We start from the raw sequence: 13,611 nt of genomic DNA, 5'->3' as shown, positions 1-13,611 counted from the left end.
GTTTTGACAGGAGAGTGCAATGAGTGTCGCCTTTCGTCGCGAGAGTGACGAGGAGCATCTGGAACCCACGTTCGAGATTCCGTTGCCGCCCGGACCCAATTGGGTGACGGCGCGCGGCCTGCGGCTGACGCGGGCGAAGGTGGAAGCGCTGGAGGCGGTCGATACCGAAGCCATGGCCGAGGAGGACGCCAAGAAGCTGAAGCGCGAGTTGCGCTATTGGCGCACGCGCCTGGCGACGGCGGAATTGCGGCCGGTGCCGGATGCGGAGGCCGTGGCCTTCGGCAGCCGCGTCACCTACCGGTTGAACGGCAAGGAGAAGCGGGTCGCCATCGTCGGGGACGACGAGGCCGAGCCGACGGAAGGGCGTATCGCCTTTTCCGCGCCGCTCGCCCGGGCGATGATGGATGCGGAAGAAGGCGAAAGCGTCGATTTCGGCGGTAAGCCGGGCGCGATCATGATCCTCGCGATCGAAGCGATATTGGAGGAGTAGACCTCGCAACATGCCGGATTGTGTTCCTGCGAAGGCAGGAACCCAGTTCGGACGGCAGGACTGGGCTCCTGCCTTCGCAGGAGCACGCTGCAAAAAGATCGGTATCGTTCAAACGGATAGATGCTGATCAAAAAAAGAAGCCCTCCAGTTTCGGCTGGAGGGCTTTCGTCTATTCAATCAAGCGTTGCGGCCAGCTTCGAACAGGAACCAGGCGCGTTCCTCGGCCTCGTCGGTCCAGTCGTCGATAATGCCCTCGGTCGCATTGTCGCCCGCTTCGGTCGCGGCCGCCTTGGCGGCGCGCAGCGCCTCGACCAGCTTCAGATTGTCCTCGCGCAGCTCATTCAGCATGTCGCCGGGGCTTACATAATCGGCGTCATTGTCGACCAGCGACTGGTGACGCGAAATGTCTCCGATGGAACGCAGCGTCGTGTTGCCGGTCTTGCGCACCCGCTCCGCGATCAGGTCGGTGGTCGCCAGGATCTGCGTCGCCTGCTCGTCGAACATCAGATGATAGTCGCGGAAATGCGGGCCGGAGACGTGCCAGTGGAAATTCTTGGTCTTGAAATACAGCGCATAGCTGTCGGCGAGCACGCCGTTCAGCGCCTCTGCGACCGACTTGGTGGCGTTGCTGCGCAGGTCCGTCGAGGTCTTGAGATCGGGGGCTGTCATGCTTGGCTCCTGCTGGGGGACTTGGTTTCGGACATATAATGGTCTGTCCCCGATAAGGTGCCATGACAAGACAGGAATTTTGCCGGGATAATGCCGGTCAGTGTGATGCAGCCAATCGATCAGGCGAGATGCAGGGCCGACACCGCCGCCGCCATGCCCGCCAGCAGCACCAGCACGCCCCCGCCCAGCCGGATCGCGCGAAGCGGCAGCGCCTTGAATGACGGACCGCCCATCAGAATGGCGGGCACGGTCGCGGCGATGATGCCGATCGCCCCGCCCGTCGCGGCCAGGAAAGGATCGGCGGTCCGCACGGCGATTCCCAGGATCAGGAACTGCGCACCGTCCCCGAAGCCGAGGATGAAGAGGCCGAGCGCGGTGGTCGGAAAGGGCCCCAGCCGCCAGCTTGCCAGGGGATCAGGCCGTTTCGTCGGCCAGAACATGCCGACCGCCAGGAAGATCAGCGCCAGCGCCAGGAAAAGGAGCCGCCCGTCCGTACCCAGCATCGGCGCGATGAAGGCGCCTGCCGCCGCGCCGATGGCCGCATTGGCGAGCGCCGCCGCCACGATCCCCGCTATCACCGCTCCGTCGCGGCGGAACCGTTCGGCCAGCGCAAGCGCCAGCAACTGCCCCTTGTCGCCCGTCTCCGCCAACAGACAGCCGAGCAATGCGATCAGCAATGCATCCATTCAGCCGGCCAGACAGTCAGACGGTCAGGTGCGCGCCGGGCCCTGCCGCCGGCTTGGTGGCGACGGGCATGGCGATGACGTCCGCCTCCGGCATTTTGGCCGCGATCGCGTCGCGCATCAGGTCGAGATAGGACATGATGACCGGTCCCGCGCCTTGCAGCGACAGCGCCGATTGCAATGTGCCGGCCAGGCTTTCCACGCTGTCGAGGTGGAAGGCGCGGGCAATATGGCGAATGCGGTCGATCTCGTCGCGCAACCGCACGACCGATATATGGCCCCTTTCCCCCGCAAGCCCGTCGACCCGCCTCAGCAGATCGGCAAGAATGGCCAGCATCGGATCATGTCGCATGGAGAAGACTCCCCCGTCCTGTAACTCCGGCTCCCTGATAGAGCGAAGCGGGTTAAGGCCGCGTAAAGTGTAGCATAACCCCCGCGCCTGGGCCACGAGCCTTGACATGGGGCCGAATCTGCCTCATGGGGCACCGCTGAAACGGGGCGGTCCCTTCCTCGCAAGAGAATTGGGGCCGCTCTTCTTTTTCACGATATTCACGACCAGGGACTAAGGCCATGGCCAAGCCAGCAACCGTCAAGATTCGCCTCGTCAGCTCGGCTGACACCGGCTTCTTCTACGTCACCAAGAAGAATCCGCGCACCAAGACCGAGAAGCTGAGCTTCCGGAAGTACGATCCCGTCGTGCGCAAGCATGTCGAGTTCAAGGAAGCCAAGATCAAGTGATCTGACGGCGGCTGCGGCCGCCCGACGATTGCAGCTTCGCGGCGTCATGCCCGAACGAAGAGGCCCGTCCCCCTGGGGGAACGGGCCTTTCCTTGTTGGCTGGAATGCGGGTTGGGGGCGGATTTGGGTGGGAAGCGGACATTCCCCCTCCCGCAGGCGGGAGGGGGTTAGGGGGTGGGCTGGCGCGAGATCTGCGCTGTTTTGCAACGGCTAAGTCAGAAGCTCGCTACGCTCGCGCCCGCCCCTAACCCCTCCCGCCTGCGGGAGGGGGAATGTCTTGGATTGGCCAAAATCCGCCAAGCCGGATCGATCAATTACCGACCGGCTGACCATCCGTACGGCGCACCACGATGGTCGAGGAGCGTGGCTGCTGCCCCGATACCGGCCAGTTGCCGGTCGGATGCTGGATGTTGATGAAAAAGCTCTTGAGGTCCGGCGTATAGGCGATGCCGGTGATCTCGCAACCCACGGGACCGACCAGGAAGCGCTTGGATGCCTTGCTCGTCTGGTCGACATGGTACATCGAATTGTTGCCGAAGGCCTGGGTCATGTTGACCGCCGCACCGTTCAGCGTGCCCGCATTGCCGGTGAGGTTGTGATCGGTCTGGACCCACAGGCGGCCCTGCGGATCGATGCGGAGGCCATCGGGGCTGGAGAAATAATCGCCGCTGATGTTCCCCTTCAGATTCGCTTCGGCCAGATTGGGATTGCCCGCCAGCAGGAAGACTTCCCAGGTGAAGCGGGTCGCCAGCGGCGAATCGCCATTTTCGCGGAACTTCAGGATATGACCGTGCAGGTTGGTCGTGCGCGGATTGGGGTTATCGGTGACGCGGCGGCCGCTATTGTTGGTGAGCGTGACGAAGATCGCCTGGCGGTTCGGCGCAACCGTGATCCATTCCGGCCGGTCCATCAGCGTGCCGCCGGCGACGCGCGCCGCCGACTGGGCGTTGATGAGCACATCGGCCGTACTGTTGAAGCTGACCGTCGTGGGGGTCGGCGGGGTGGTCGACTGGCTGACATTGCCCGGGTCGGAGGCATTGGCGACCAGGCCATTCTGCCCCTGCACCAGCGCCCGCCATTCACCCGTGCCATCCGCGTTGAAGCGCGCCACATAGAGCGTGCCATAGTCGAGCATGTCGATGTTCGACGCGCGGTTGCCGGTGCTGTAAGCGCGGTCGGGCACGAATTTGTAGATGCATCCCGGCGTCGAATCGTCACCCATATAGAAGGCGACGCGGTTGTTGGCATCGTCCATATAGGCGGTATTCTCATGGGAGAAGCGGCCCATGGCGGTGCGCTTGGTCGGCGCGGCCAGCTCCTGATAGGGGTCGATCTCTACCACCCAGCCATAATTGTTGTTGGGCTGCGTCGGGTCGAGATAGTTGTTGGTCGTCTCCTCGCAGGTCAGATAGGTGCCCCAGGGCGTGCGGCCCGAGGAGCAGTTGTTGAGCGTGCCGCGGATGGTCGGGGAGAGCAGGCCCGCGGCGGGGCCGCCGACGCGATAGTCCGTGTTGCCGCTATAGCGCCTGTTGAAACGCGAGCCCGCCTTGACCGCGAACTTGCCGTCCGTGCCCTTGGCGACCTCCACGACGGAAACGCCGACCGCCGACAGGGCGATGGCCTTCTGGTCGGCCGTGGCGGTGGCGGCATTATAGGCGCCGCTGGAAAAGAGGATGTTGTAATCCGGCAGTTCATGGTTGATCGCCAGCAGGCCGCCGCTGTTGGGGTCGACGCCCGACAGTTCGAAAAATTCCATGCCGTCATGATTGCCGCCCGCCCAGAAATTGGTCTGGGCCGCGCTGCCGGGGAAGCTGCCGGGGGCATAGGCGGTGCCGGTTTCGACCGAGTCGCCTGCTTTCAGCAGCACATCGACGGTGTAGCCGGCGGGAACCGTGACCGTGTCGTTGCCGTTGATCGCGACCGGTGCGAAGTTGATGGCGTAGCTGGGCGCCGGAGCTGGCGTCGGCGTGGGCGTGGGTGTCGGCGAGCCGGAATCGTCATCGTCGCCGCAGGCCGTGAGCGCACCCAGCATCGGCAGCATGGAAAGGCCGAGCAGGCCGTTCTTCAGCACGGTGCGGCGCGCCGGATTGGCGGCAACGATCGATTCCAGGCTGTCTTCGCCGGCAGTGATCTTGGGCTGCGCATCGCGGAAAGCCGCGCGCGCCTCGTTGGTCAGATGAGACATGGATGAATACCCCTGTGTACAATCCGGGCTGTCGGCTGAACGCCGCGCCCTTGGCGACGGCGGCATGGCAGAGCCGCGTGACGACATGGCTGCAAAAGGGAGACGGATCGATGAAAGCCGTATGACCGGGCGGTGACAATCCCGGCTTCAGGCGGCGGAGAGGGAGGATTTCATGGCCGCAACGGGCAAACCCGCGCCCTAGAGCAGAGCGTTCACCTGCTCTATGAAGCGCAGCACGGAAATCGGCTTGGACACATAGGCCTGCGCGCCTGCCCCGCGAATCCGTTCCTCATCGCCATGGCCCGCATAGGCGGTGACCGCCATGATCGGCACCGACGACAATTGCGCGTCCCGCTTCAGCGAGATGATGAGGTCGAGCCCGCTGATATGCGGCAGGTGAATGTCGGTGATCACCAGGTCCGGATGGAATTCGCGCGCCTGCGCCAGCAGGTCCCGCCCGTCGCGCAGCGGCAGCACCTCATGCCCGTGCGCGCGCAGCAGGTCACAAAAAAGTTTGAGATTGAGTTCGTTGTCCTCGACAACGAGCACGCGCTTTGCCACCAGTCACCCGCGTTTGGAGAAATCCGCAAACATAATGGAAGTGGGTCCCCCTAGGCCCACCCTTCGTTGAGATCAATCATGCGTCCCGACATTAACCATGGCAAGCAACATATCCCAGACGAGACCCGGGAGCCATCCGTTCTGGCCCTGATGGCGCTGGCCTGGACATTGGCGGACGATCGCCGCGCCGACCGGCTGCTGGCGCTGACCGGGCTGGACGCCGATACGCTGAGGAACGGCGTGGGCGATCCGGCGATATTGAGTGCGGTGCTGGGCTTCCTGGCCGATCATGAGCCGGATCTGATCGCCTGTGCCGAAAGCATCGACAGCAGGCCGGAGGCGCTGATCGCCGCAAGGGAGTCCCTGATCGTATGACCCGCCCGCTGATCATCACCGACTGCGACGAGGTGCTGCTGCATATGGTGGTGCCCTTCCGGCAATGGCTGGACGAGAACCACGATGTCCATTTCGACATGCGTGAGCGCGGCTTTGGCGGGGCGCTGCGGCACAAGGACAGCGGCCAGCCGCTGGAGCGCGCGCTGGTGTGGGAATTGCTGATCGGTTTCTTCGATACGGAAATGCATCGCCAGACGCCGATCGCCGGGGCGGTGGAGGCGATGCGCCGCCTGAGCGGGATCGCGGACATCGTTGTCCTCACCAATATCACGGAGCGGCATCACCGGCAGAGGGAGGAGCAGCTCGCGACCCATGGCCTCCCCTTCACCGTCTATTGGAACCAGGGCGGCAAGGGTCAGCCGCTGGCCGCCATCGTCGCGGAGCGCCGGCCCAGCGTCGCCCTGTTCATCGACGACCTGGCCGAGCATCATGGCTCGGTGGCGGACCATGCGCCGGGCGTCTGGCGCCTGCACATGGTGGGTGAGCCGGAGATCGCCGGCACGATAGCCGCCGCGCCGCGGGCCCACGCCCGGATCGACGACTGGGCGGCCGCCGAAGCCTGGATCGCGGCCCGATTGGCCGAGGGTCCGGCGCCCGAAACCTTACCGACCACTCAAGGAGCATCCGCATGAGCATCGAAGCCCGCCTGACCGAATTGGGCATCACCCTGCCCGCCGCCGCCGCGCCGGTCGCCGCCTATGTGGCGGCGGTGGAAGCGAACGGCCTGCTGCATATCTCCGGGCAGATCTCGCTGTCCGACGGCCAGTTGATGACGGGCCGGCTGGGCGAGGACCGCGACCTCGACTATGGCGTCAAGGCGGCGCGGGCCTGCGGCCTCAACCTGATCGCCCAGATGAAGGCCGCGCTCGGCAGCCTGGACCGGGTCGAACGGATCGTGAAGCTGGGCGCCTTCATCAGCAGCACGCCCGAATTCACCGACCAGCCCAAGGTCGCCAATGGCGCGTCCGAACTGATGGTCGAGGTCTTCGGGGAGGCGGGCAAGCATGCCCGCAGCGCGGTGGGCGTGCCGGTGCTGCCGCTGGGCGCGGTGGTCGAGATCGACGCGATCGTCCTTGTCCGCCCGGCCTGACGCCTTCCCCTTCCTGATTGCCCGCCCCTTCGCCCATCGCGGGCTACATGGGGGCCGGATCAGCGAAAACGGCATGGCGGCTTTCGCGGCCGCCATCGCCGGCGGTTTCGGCATCGAATGCGATGTCCGCCTCAGCCGCGATAATGTGGCGATTGTCTTCCACGACGCCGTGCTGCGCCGCATGACGGGCGAGAATGGGGCTGTGCAGGATCATGATGCCGGGGCGATAGACCGGCTGATGCTGCCGGACGGTGGCGGCGTTCCCCGCCTTCGCGCCCTGCTCGACCTGTGCGGGACGGACGTTCCGCTGCTCATCGAGATCAAGGTGGACGGGCGGCATGTCGGACCGATCTGCGTAGCGGTTGCCGACGATCTCGCGCGGCGGCCCAAGACGCCGGCGGCCGTCATGTCTTTCAATCCCGTGGCGATGCGCTGGTTCCGGCGTCACCGTCCCATGGTCGCGCGCGGGCTGGTGATCACGGAGCAGGGCAAGCGCGGCTGGCGCGACAGAATCGGGCGCGCCCTTGCACTTTGGGCGGCGAAACCCGATTTTATCGCCTGTGACATCCGCGACCTGCCTTCCTCCTTATCCGTTGACGCCCGCCGGAGGGGCCTGCCCGTGCTGACATGGACGGTGCGTGGCGAGGAGCAGCGTGCCCGCGCGGCGCTGCACGCGGACCAGATCATCTTCGAGCGGTCGCATGACTGAGTGCGTGGCGCGCCTTGCCCAGGGCGTGGCCGAATTGCCGCGCGACGAGTGGGATGCCTGCGCGGGGAATGCCAATCCCTTCATGAGCTGGGATTTCCTGACGGCGCTGGAACGGTCTGGCAGCGTCGGCGGAAATAGCGGCTGGCAGCCCCTGCCGCTGGTCATCGACGGGCCGGATGGGCGGATCGCCGGCGCCGCGCCGCTCTATGGCAAGACCCATAGCCAGGGCGAATATGTGTTCGACCATGGCTGGGCCGATGCCTGGGAGCGGGCCGGCGGGCAATATTATCCGAAGATTCAGATCGCCGCGCCCTTTTCGCCGGTGCCAGGCCCCCGGCTGCTGCTGCGCGACGAAACCCTCGCCCCGGCGCTGATCGCCGGGATCGAGGCGGTGGTGCAGCAGAATGAGCTGTCCTCCGCCCATGCGACCTTCATCGCGCCGGAGCAGGTGCCGCTGTTCGAGGCGGCGGGCTGGCTGATCCGGGAGGATAGCCAGTTCCACTGGACCAACCGCGGCTATGGCGATTTCGGCGACTTCCTGGCCGACCTGTCGAGCGCCAAGCGCAAGAATATCCGCAAGGAACGTGAAAGGGCGGTCGAGGGACTGGAGATCGTCCACCTGACCGGCGCCGCGCTGATGGAGGCGCATTGGGACATATTCTGGACCTTCTACCAGGATACCGGCGCGCGCAAATGGGGGCGCCCCTATCTGACCCGCGCCTTCTTCTCCATGCTGGGGGAAAGCATGGCGGACCGGGTGCTGCTGGTGCTGGCGCTGCGGCATGGGCAGCCGATCGCCGGCGCGCTCAACCTGATCGGCGCGGATACACTCTATGGACGCTATTGGGGCTGTACCGAGGACGTGCCCAATCTGCATTTCGAGCTATGCTATTATCAGGCGATCGACATCGCCATCGCCCGCCGGCTGAAACGGGTGGAGGCCGGCGCACAGGGCGGCCACAAACTGGCGCGCGGCTATGCGCCGGAACCGACCTTTTCCGCGCATTTCATACCCAATGCCAGCTTCCGCCGCGCCGTTGCCGACTTCCTGGCGGCAGAGCGGCAGGGCGTGCAGCGCGACAGGATGTGGCTGACCGAAAGGACACCCTTTCGAAAGGGCGAGGCACGGCCGGACTGATGCAAAGGGGCTGTGGGCAGACGGTCAGGTCCGATCAAAGGCGCCCCGTGCTCCTGCAAAGGCTGGAGATTAGCCCGTTATTTCCCGGTGGATCATCGCACCGATCCGTTTGCATATGCGCGGCCGCCCCAGGCTTTTGCCTTGTCGCCATTTCCGGGCGATCGGGCGATGCCCCTGCTGGAAATGCCTAGGCAGCCCGCAATTGCGTCGCGGCGATCAGCGCACGCGCCTGCCGCTGCGCTTCGGCGATTTCGCGCGCCGACATTTCCCCGGCCACTTCCGCGCGCATCGTCTGCCCTTCCTCGCTGCCCTTGAGCGCAGCGAGATTGAACCATTTATGCGCTTCGATCAGATCGACGGGCAGACCGCCCGTGCCACAGCTATAGGCGACACCCAGATCGAAACAGGCCTCCGCCGTTCGGTCGGCTGCCCCCGCGAAGCGGCTTTCCATCAGAAACTGCGCACTCTTCAGTCCATTAGCCATAACCGAATCCCCCTCATGGATTTCGACGCGATGGTTTTCGACGAGCGACAGGCTGCACCGGCAGCGGATAAAAAATGGTTAACGCGGCAGATACCATAGATCGGAGCCGCGATGATGCCATGGGCGGCAAAGGCAATGCCCCGCGAAGGCACTAAAAGGGTGGCGCGTCCGCGCGATTGTCCCCATAGCCACCGGCATGACCGATCAACGCGACGTCGCCGCAGCACAGCCGAAAAAGGACATAGCGTTCCATGAGTTCGTGATGCTCTGCGCCTGCCTGATGGCGATGAACGCGCTGTCGATCGATCCCATGCTGCCCGCCTTGCCCGACATCGGCCGGGATCTTTCGGTCCCGCACCCCAATGACCGGCAGTTGATCATCAGCGCCTATTTCATGGGATTGGGGGTTGGATCGCTATTGTTCGGCGTGCTGTCCGACCGATATGGGCGAAAGCGGGTGCTGGGCAGCGCGATGGCTCTGTTCATCCTCGCCTCCATCGCCTGCGCGGGCGCGCACAGCTTCGCCATGATGCTCGTCGGCCGGGCCAGCGCCGGCTTCTTCGCGGGGGCCAGCCGGGTGATCACCGTCGGCATCGTCCGCGACCGGTTCAGGGGCGATGCGATGGCCCGGGTGATGTCGCTGATCTTCGCCGTTTTCATGCTGATCCCGGTCATGGCGCCGACATTCGGCCAGGCGATATTGTGGATCGCGCCCTGGCGCTGGATCTTCTGGGCGCTCGCGATCCTGGCGACGGCCGTCCTGCTGTGGATGAGCATGCGCCTGCCGGAAACGCTGCTGCCTGAAAATCGCCTGCGCATGAGCGCGGGCACGATTTTCCGCACGGTCGGCACCATCCTGCGCACCCGCACCTCGATCGGCTATATGCTGGCGAGCGGCGTCGTGATGAGTGGCCTGATCGGCTTCATCCTCTCGATACAGCAGATTTTCTTCGACATATTCGGGGCGCAGAGGATCTTCCCCTTCGCCTTCGCTGCCATCGCCGGCAGCATGGGGATCGGCAGCCTGCTCAACAGCCGGCTCGTCTCGCGCTTCGGTGCGCGGCGGTTGAGCCAGACGGCGCTGCTCTGCCTGGTGGCGATCAATGTCACGCATCTGGCGGTGATCCTGACGGGGCATGAAACCATCGTCAGCTTCATGATCCTGCAGGCGGCGACGATGATGACCATTGCCTTCACCGCATCGAATTTCAGCGCGATCTCTATGGAACCCTTCGCAAGGGGCGCGGGCGTCGCCTCCTCCTTCCAGGCGTTCCTGACCACGGCCGTGTCGAGCGCGCTGGGCAGCCTGATCGGCCGCGCCTTCGACGGGACGACATTGCCTTTGACGCTGGGGCTGGCGGTGTTCGGCTCGATCTCCTTCCTGATCGTCGCCTGGGCCGAACGGGGCAATTTGTTCACGCGCCCCCATCATGGCGCGCTGCGCGACCCGGAATTCGAACCGCTGCACTGAAAAGGGGGCGGTGTGGCCGCCCCCCCTTCGTCGATCAGGCGTCCCGGCCGCCGGGCGTATGCGCGCCCGGCAAAGGCGGCACGGGCTGAGGCGGAATGCCGGCATCCTGTTCGTGGGTTTCGATCAGGCCGCGTCCCACATGGCTCTTGCGATAGCCATAGATGAAATAAAGCACGAGGCCGAGGCCGCCCCAGACCGGCAGGACCAGCTGGGCATCGAAGGGCAGGTTGAAGAAGAGGAAGATGCAGCCGACGGCCGCCATCGGGGCGATCACCCACACCAGCGGCGTGCGGAAAGGACGGGCGCGGCCCGGTTCCTTCACGCGCAACACCAGCACAGCGATCGACACCATGAAGAAGGCGAAGAGCGTGCCGGAATTGGAGATGTCCGCAAGCTGACCCACGGGCAGCAGCGCGGCGCCGATGGCGACGAAGACGCCCGTCACCATGGTGACGACATGGGGCGTCTTGAACCGGGGATGGATGCTGGCCAGCTTTTCCGGCAGCAGGCCATCGCGCGCCATCACGAAGAAGATGCGGGTCTGGCCGAACATCATCATCAGGATGACCGAGGGCAGCGCCAGATTGGCGGCAAGGCCCAGGGCATTGCCCACCACGGTCCAGTTGATCTCACGCAGCACATGGGCGAGCGCTTCGTTGGAGCAGACAAGGTCCTTCACATGGGCCGCGGTGGCGCAGGCGGCGGCGAAACCCTGCGATCCGGGCGCGACGACGGCGCCGTCCGGGCCGAGCACCGGCTGCGCGCCGATGGCGCCGATCGCGCCGCCAGCCACCAGCAGATAGAAGATGGTGCACAGCGCAAGGCTGCCGATCAGGCCGATGGGCACGTTACGCTGCGGGTTCTTGGTTTCCTCCGCCGCGGTCGAGACGGCGTCGAAACCGACATAGGCGAAGAAGATCGAGGCGGCCGCGCCAACGATGCCCATGCCGCTTGTGCCTTCCGGGCCGAACCAGCCATTGGGCGCGAAGGGCGAGAAATTGCCGGTGTCCAGCACGGGCAGCGTCAAGAGGATGAAGGCGGTGAGCGCTGTCACCTTGATGGCGACGAGCACGGCGTTGACGCGGGCGCTTTCCGTGGTGCCGATCACCAGCAGAGCGGTGACGGCGAGCGCAACGACGATGGCGGGAATGTTGATGACGCCATGGGAGAAATCGGCATGCGGGATGAGGCCGTTCATCGTCCAGACGGGCCCCGCCGAAAGCGCCTGTGGCAGTTCAAGTCCCGTTATGCTTTTGAGCAATCCCATGAAATAGCCGGACCAGCCCACCGAAACGGCGCTGGCCGCGACCGCATATTCCAGGATCAGCGCCCAGCCCACCATCCAGGCGAGCAATTCCCCGACGACCGCATAGGTATAGGTATAGGCGGAACCCGATACGGGTACCATCGAGGCGATCTCGGAATAGCAGAGCGCCGCGAAGGCGCAGACGGCGCCCGCGATGACGAAGCTCCACATCATGCCCGGCCCGGCCTTTTGCGCCGCGGCGGCGGTCAGAACGAAAATACCGGTGCCGATAATCGCGCCGACACCCAACAGCGTCAGTTGAACCGGCCCCAGGGTACGGACGAGAGATTTCTTCTCGGCCGTGGCCAATATGGCATCCAATGGCTTTATGCGCCCGAAAATCATGGTGGAGCCCTTTATCTTTGAAGTCTTTTGCCCAGGCGACCGTTGCGGCCGCTCCCCTTTTGTGATGGAACGGAGACTATCGCCTAATCCGCCGTGCGCAAGTATGTTGCGCATTCAGGACATGGTGCAAAAGCGGTTCCCATGACGATGTTGAGGAGTGAAGCGTGGTCGAGTTGCTGCGGGCTGCGGGTTTGGGCGACGTCCTGCACGGTTTCGCAGGGCGGCGCGGTGGCGTTTCGACCGGAATTCATGCTGGCCTGAACGTCGGACTGGGTTCGGAGGACGAACGCGGCGCGGTTCTGCGCAACCGGGATCTCGCCCGCGACGCGCTGCTGCCGGGTGCGACGCTGGTGACGGTCCACCAGGTCCATTCGCCCGATGTGGTCACGGTCACGGCGCCTGTCGAAGCCGACGAACGGCCCGCAGCCGATGCGATGGTGACCGATCGGCCTGGGTTGATATTGGGGATTCTCACCGCCGATTGCGTGCCGGTGCTGTTTGCCGATGCTTCCGCCGGAGTCGTCGGCGCGGCGCATGCAGGGTGGAAGGGCGCCTTGGGCGGTGTCACGGATCGGACGATCGACGCGATGGAGGCGCTGGGCGCCGCACGCGACCGGATCGCCTGCGCGATAGGGCCCTGCATCGGACGCTCATCCTATGAAGTGACCTTGGATTTCGCAGAGCGCTTCGCGGCGGCGGATGCGGAAAATGATCGCTTCTTCTCAGCAGGGCGCGAGGGGCATTGCCAGTTCGACATCGCCGCCTATGTAGCTGCGCGGCTGGCAGATGCGGGAATCGGCCAGATCGAACTGCTGGACGAGGACACCTATGGCCAGCCGGACCGCTTTTACAGCTACCGCCGTTCCTGCCATCGGGGAGAAGCCGACTATGGCCGGCAGATTTCGATGATCGCATTGCAGGATTAGGAGCGGGAATCGGCCGCCCAAAGGACCGTGGCGGGATTCAAACCTCCGCGCACGCCTTCCGCGCTATTTTGCGGCGGAACGCTATTTGGGGAACAGGTCATGCATGTCGACGCAATGAAAGTCCAACACCGATCCGAAAGATCGATGGGACATGTTCATAGCTGATGAAATGGCATTTGAATTGCGGCCTCTGGTTGCGGGAGTAGGATTTGAACCTACGACCTTCAGGTTATGAGCCTGACGAGCTACCGGGCTGCTCCATCCCGCGACACTAGAGATCGCTGCGGAGGCCGCATTTATTGCGAATGGGTTAATGTGAAGCGCGAGCTATAATGCCTGGCGACGCCCTACTCTTCCGGGGCTTGAGCCACAGTACCATCGGCGCAGACTGGTTTCACGTCCGAGTTCGGGAAGGGATCG

Annotated in this window: 17 protein-coding genes, 1 tRNA gene and 1 rRNA gene; 10 read left to right on the top strand and 9 right to left on the bottom strand. The window is 64.6% G+C overall.

Translation table 11 applies throughout. The features are described 5' to 3' along the window. Positions 1 to 19: 19 nt before the first annotated feature. On the top strand, positions 20 to 490 hold the full coding sequence (locus A8G00_RS20725; protein ID WP_103001564.1) for a GreA/GreB family elongation factor: 471 nt from the start codon (positions 20 to 22) through the stop codon (positions 488 to 490). 177 nt (positions 491 to 667) lie between these two features. Here the strand turns inward: A8G00_RS20725 and A8G00_RS20720 are convergent, their stop codons facing one another. The 3 genes from A8G00_RS20720 to A8G00_RS20710 all read right to left on the bottom strand — a co-directional run bounded on the left by A8G00_RS20720 (position 668) and on the right by A8G00_RS20710 (position 2,194). Continuing rightward, positions 668 to 1,159, bottom strand: coding sequence for a Dps family protein (locus A8G00_RS20720; RefSeq protein ID WP_103001563.1), 492 nt, complete (start codon positions 1,157 to 1,159; stop codon positions 668 to 670). 119 nt (positions 1,160 to 1,278) lie between these two features. Next, the gene (locus A8G00_RS20715; RefSeq protein ID WP_103001562.1) at positions 1,279 to 1,845 is read right to left on the bottom strand and encodes a TMEM165/GDT1 family protein; all 567 of its coding nucleotides are present in this window, start codon (positions 1,843 to 1,845) and stop codon (positions 1,279 to 1,281) included. Positions 1,846 to 1,861: 16 nt separating this feature from the next. Then, positions 1,862 to 2,194: a hypothetical protein gene (locus tag A8G00_RS20710; protein ID WP_103001561.1), complete on the bottom strand. Its 333-nt coding sequence runs from the start codon at positions 2,192 to 2,194 to the stop codon at positions 1,862 to 1,864. A 218-nt stretch (positions 2,195 to 2,412) separates the two neighbouring features. Here A8G00_RS20710 and rpmG point away from each other — a divergent pair, with 218 nt between their 5' ends. Further along, complete coding sequence (gene rpmG, locus A8G00_RS20705; protein WP_007687342.1) at positions 2,413 to 2,580, top strand: 50S ribosomal protein L33; 168 nt, start codon at positions 2,413 to 2,415, stop codon at positions 2,578 to 2,580. A gap of 310 nt (positions 2,581 to 2,890) precedes the next feature. Here rpmG and A8G00_RS20700 read toward each other — a convergent pair whose 3' ends face one another. Further along, positions 2,891 to 4,765: a PhoX family phosphatase gene (locus A8G00_RS20700; RefSeq protein WP_103001560.1), complete on the bottom strand. Its 1,875-nt coding sequence runs from the start codon at positions 4,763 to 4,765 to the stop codon at positions 2,891 to 2,893. A 2-nt stretch (positions 4,766 to 4,767) separates the two neighbouring features. Between A8G00_RS20700 and A8G00_RS25825 the strand changes: the two genes are divergently transcribed. Continuing rightward, positions 4,768 to 4,890, top strand: coding sequence for a hypothetical protein (locus A8G00_RS25825; RefSeq protein ID WP_255308956.1), 123 nt, complete (start codon positions 4,768 to 4,770; stop codon positions 4,888 to 4,890). A 73-nt stretch (positions 4,891 to 4,963) separates the two neighbouring features. Here A8G00_RS25825 and A8G00_RS20695 read toward each other — a convergent pair whose 3' ends face one another. Beyond that, positions 4,964 to 5,326 (bottom strand): response regulator, encoded by a 363-nt coding sequence (locus tag A8G00_RS20695; RefSeq protein WP_170825584.1) that lies wholly within the window; start codon positions 5,324 to 5,326, stop codon positions 4,964 to 4,966. A gap of 78 nt (positions 5,327 to 5,404) precedes the next feature. On the opposite strand from A8G00_RS20695, the gene A8G00_RS20690 reads away from it, so the two are divergent. The 5 genes from A8G00_RS20690 to A8G00_RS20670 are packed head-to-tail and all read left to right on the top strand — an operon-like array spanning position 5,405 to position 8,659. Beyond that, positions 5,405 to 5,701, top strand: a complete 297-nt coding sequence (locus A8G00_RS20690) for a DUF3572 domain-containing protein (protein WP_103001559.1) — start codon at positions 5,405 to 5,407, stop codon at positions 5,699 to 5,701. Beyond that, positions 5,698 to 6,354: a hypothetical protein gene (locus A8G00_RS20685; RefSeq protein WP_103001558.1), complete on the top strand. Its 657-nt coding sequence runs from the start codon at positions 5,698 to 5,700 to the stop codon at positions 6,352 to 6,354. Before A8G00_RS20690 ends, A8G00_RS20685 begins: the two co-directional genes overlap by 4 nt. After that, positions 6,351 to 6,812 (top strand): RidA family protein, encoded by a 462-nt coding sequence (locus tag A8G00_RS20680; RefSeq protein ID WP_061934318.1) that lies wholly within the window; start codon positions 6,351 to 6,353, stop codon positions 6,810 to 6,812. Before A8G00_RS20685 ends, A8G00_RS20680 begins: the two co-directional genes overlap by 4 nt. Beyond that, positions 6,796 to 7,521: a glycerophosphodiester phosphodiesterase family protein gene (locus A8G00_RS20675; protein ID WP_061934320.1), complete on the top strand. Its 726-nt coding sequence runs from the start codon at positions 6,796 to 6,798 to the stop codon at positions 7,519 to 7,521. Before A8G00_RS20680 ends, A8G00_RS20675 begins: the two co-directional genes overlap by 17 nt. Continuing rightward, positions 7,514 to 8,659, top strand: a complete 1,146-nt coding sequence (locus A8G00_RS20670; protein WP_103001557.1) for a GNAT family N-acetyltransferase — start codon at positions 7,514 to 7,516, stop codon at positions 8,657 to 8,659. The genes A8G00_RS20675 and A8G00_RS20670 overlap by 8 nt, the downstream gene beginning before the upstream one ends. Positions 8,660 to 8,846: 187 nt before the next feature. Here A8G00_RS20670 and A8G00_RS20665 read toward each other — a convergent pair whose 3' ends face one another. Further along, the gene (locus A8G00_RS20665) at positions 8,847 to 9,143 is read right to left on the bottom strand and encodes an SEL1-like repeat protein (protein ID WP_044661147.1); all 297 of its coding nucleotides are present in this window, start codon (positions 9,141 to 9,143) and stop codon (positions 8,847 to 8,849) included. Positions 9,144 to 9,339: 196 nt separating this feature from the next. Between A8G00_RS20665 and A8G00_RS20660 the strand changes: the two genes are divergently transcribed. After that, complete coding sequence (locus A8G00_RS20660; RefSeq protein WP_048577862.1) at positions 9,340 to 10,614, top strand: multidrug effflux MFS transporter; 1,275 nt, start codon at positions 9,340 to 9,342, stop codon at positions 10,612 to 10,614. A 34-nt stretch (positions 10,615 to 10,648) separates the two neighbouring features. Here A8G00_RS20660 and A8G00_RS20655 read toward each other — a convergent pair whose 3' ends face one another. Then, positions 10,649 to 12,265: an amino acid permease gene (locus tag A8G00_RS20655; protein WP_048577861.1), complete on the bottom strand. Its 1,617-nt coding sequence runs from the start codon at positions 12,263 to 12,265 to the stop codon at positions 10,649 to 10,651. Between the two features lie 164 nt (positions 12,266 to 12,429). Here A8G00_RS20655 and pgeF point away from each other — a divergent pair, with 164 nt between their 5' ends. Then, a complete protein-coding gene (gene pgeF, locus A8G00_RS20650) occupies positions 12,430 to 13,191 on the top strand; it encodes a peptidoglycan editing factor PgeF (RefSeq protein ID WP_048577860.1) in 762 nt (253 codons plus the stop codon). A gap of 191 nt (positions 13,192 to 13,382) precedes the next feature. Here pgeF and A8G00_RS20645 read toward each other — a convergent pair. Together A8G00_RS20645 and rrf are read right to left on the bottom strand one after the other, a co-directional pair. After that, a tRNA-Met gene (locus A8G00_RS20645) sits at positions 13,383 to 13,459 on the bottom strand. Positions 13,460 to 13,525: 66 nt separating this feature from the next. Next, positions 13,526 to 13,611: ribosomal RNA gene (gene rrf, locus A8G00_RS20640) — 5S ribosomal RNA — on the bottom strand; the annotation flags it as partial.

Origin of the sequence: Sphingobium sp. SA916 (assembly GCF_002894065.1) — a bacterium.
In the GTDB taxonomy this organism is placed as follows: Bacteria; Pseudomonadota; Alphaproteobacteria; order Sphingomonadales; family Sphingomonadaceae; genus Sphingobium; species Sphingobium fuliginis.
This window is presented reverse-complemented; position numbering and strand designations above follow the sequence as displayed.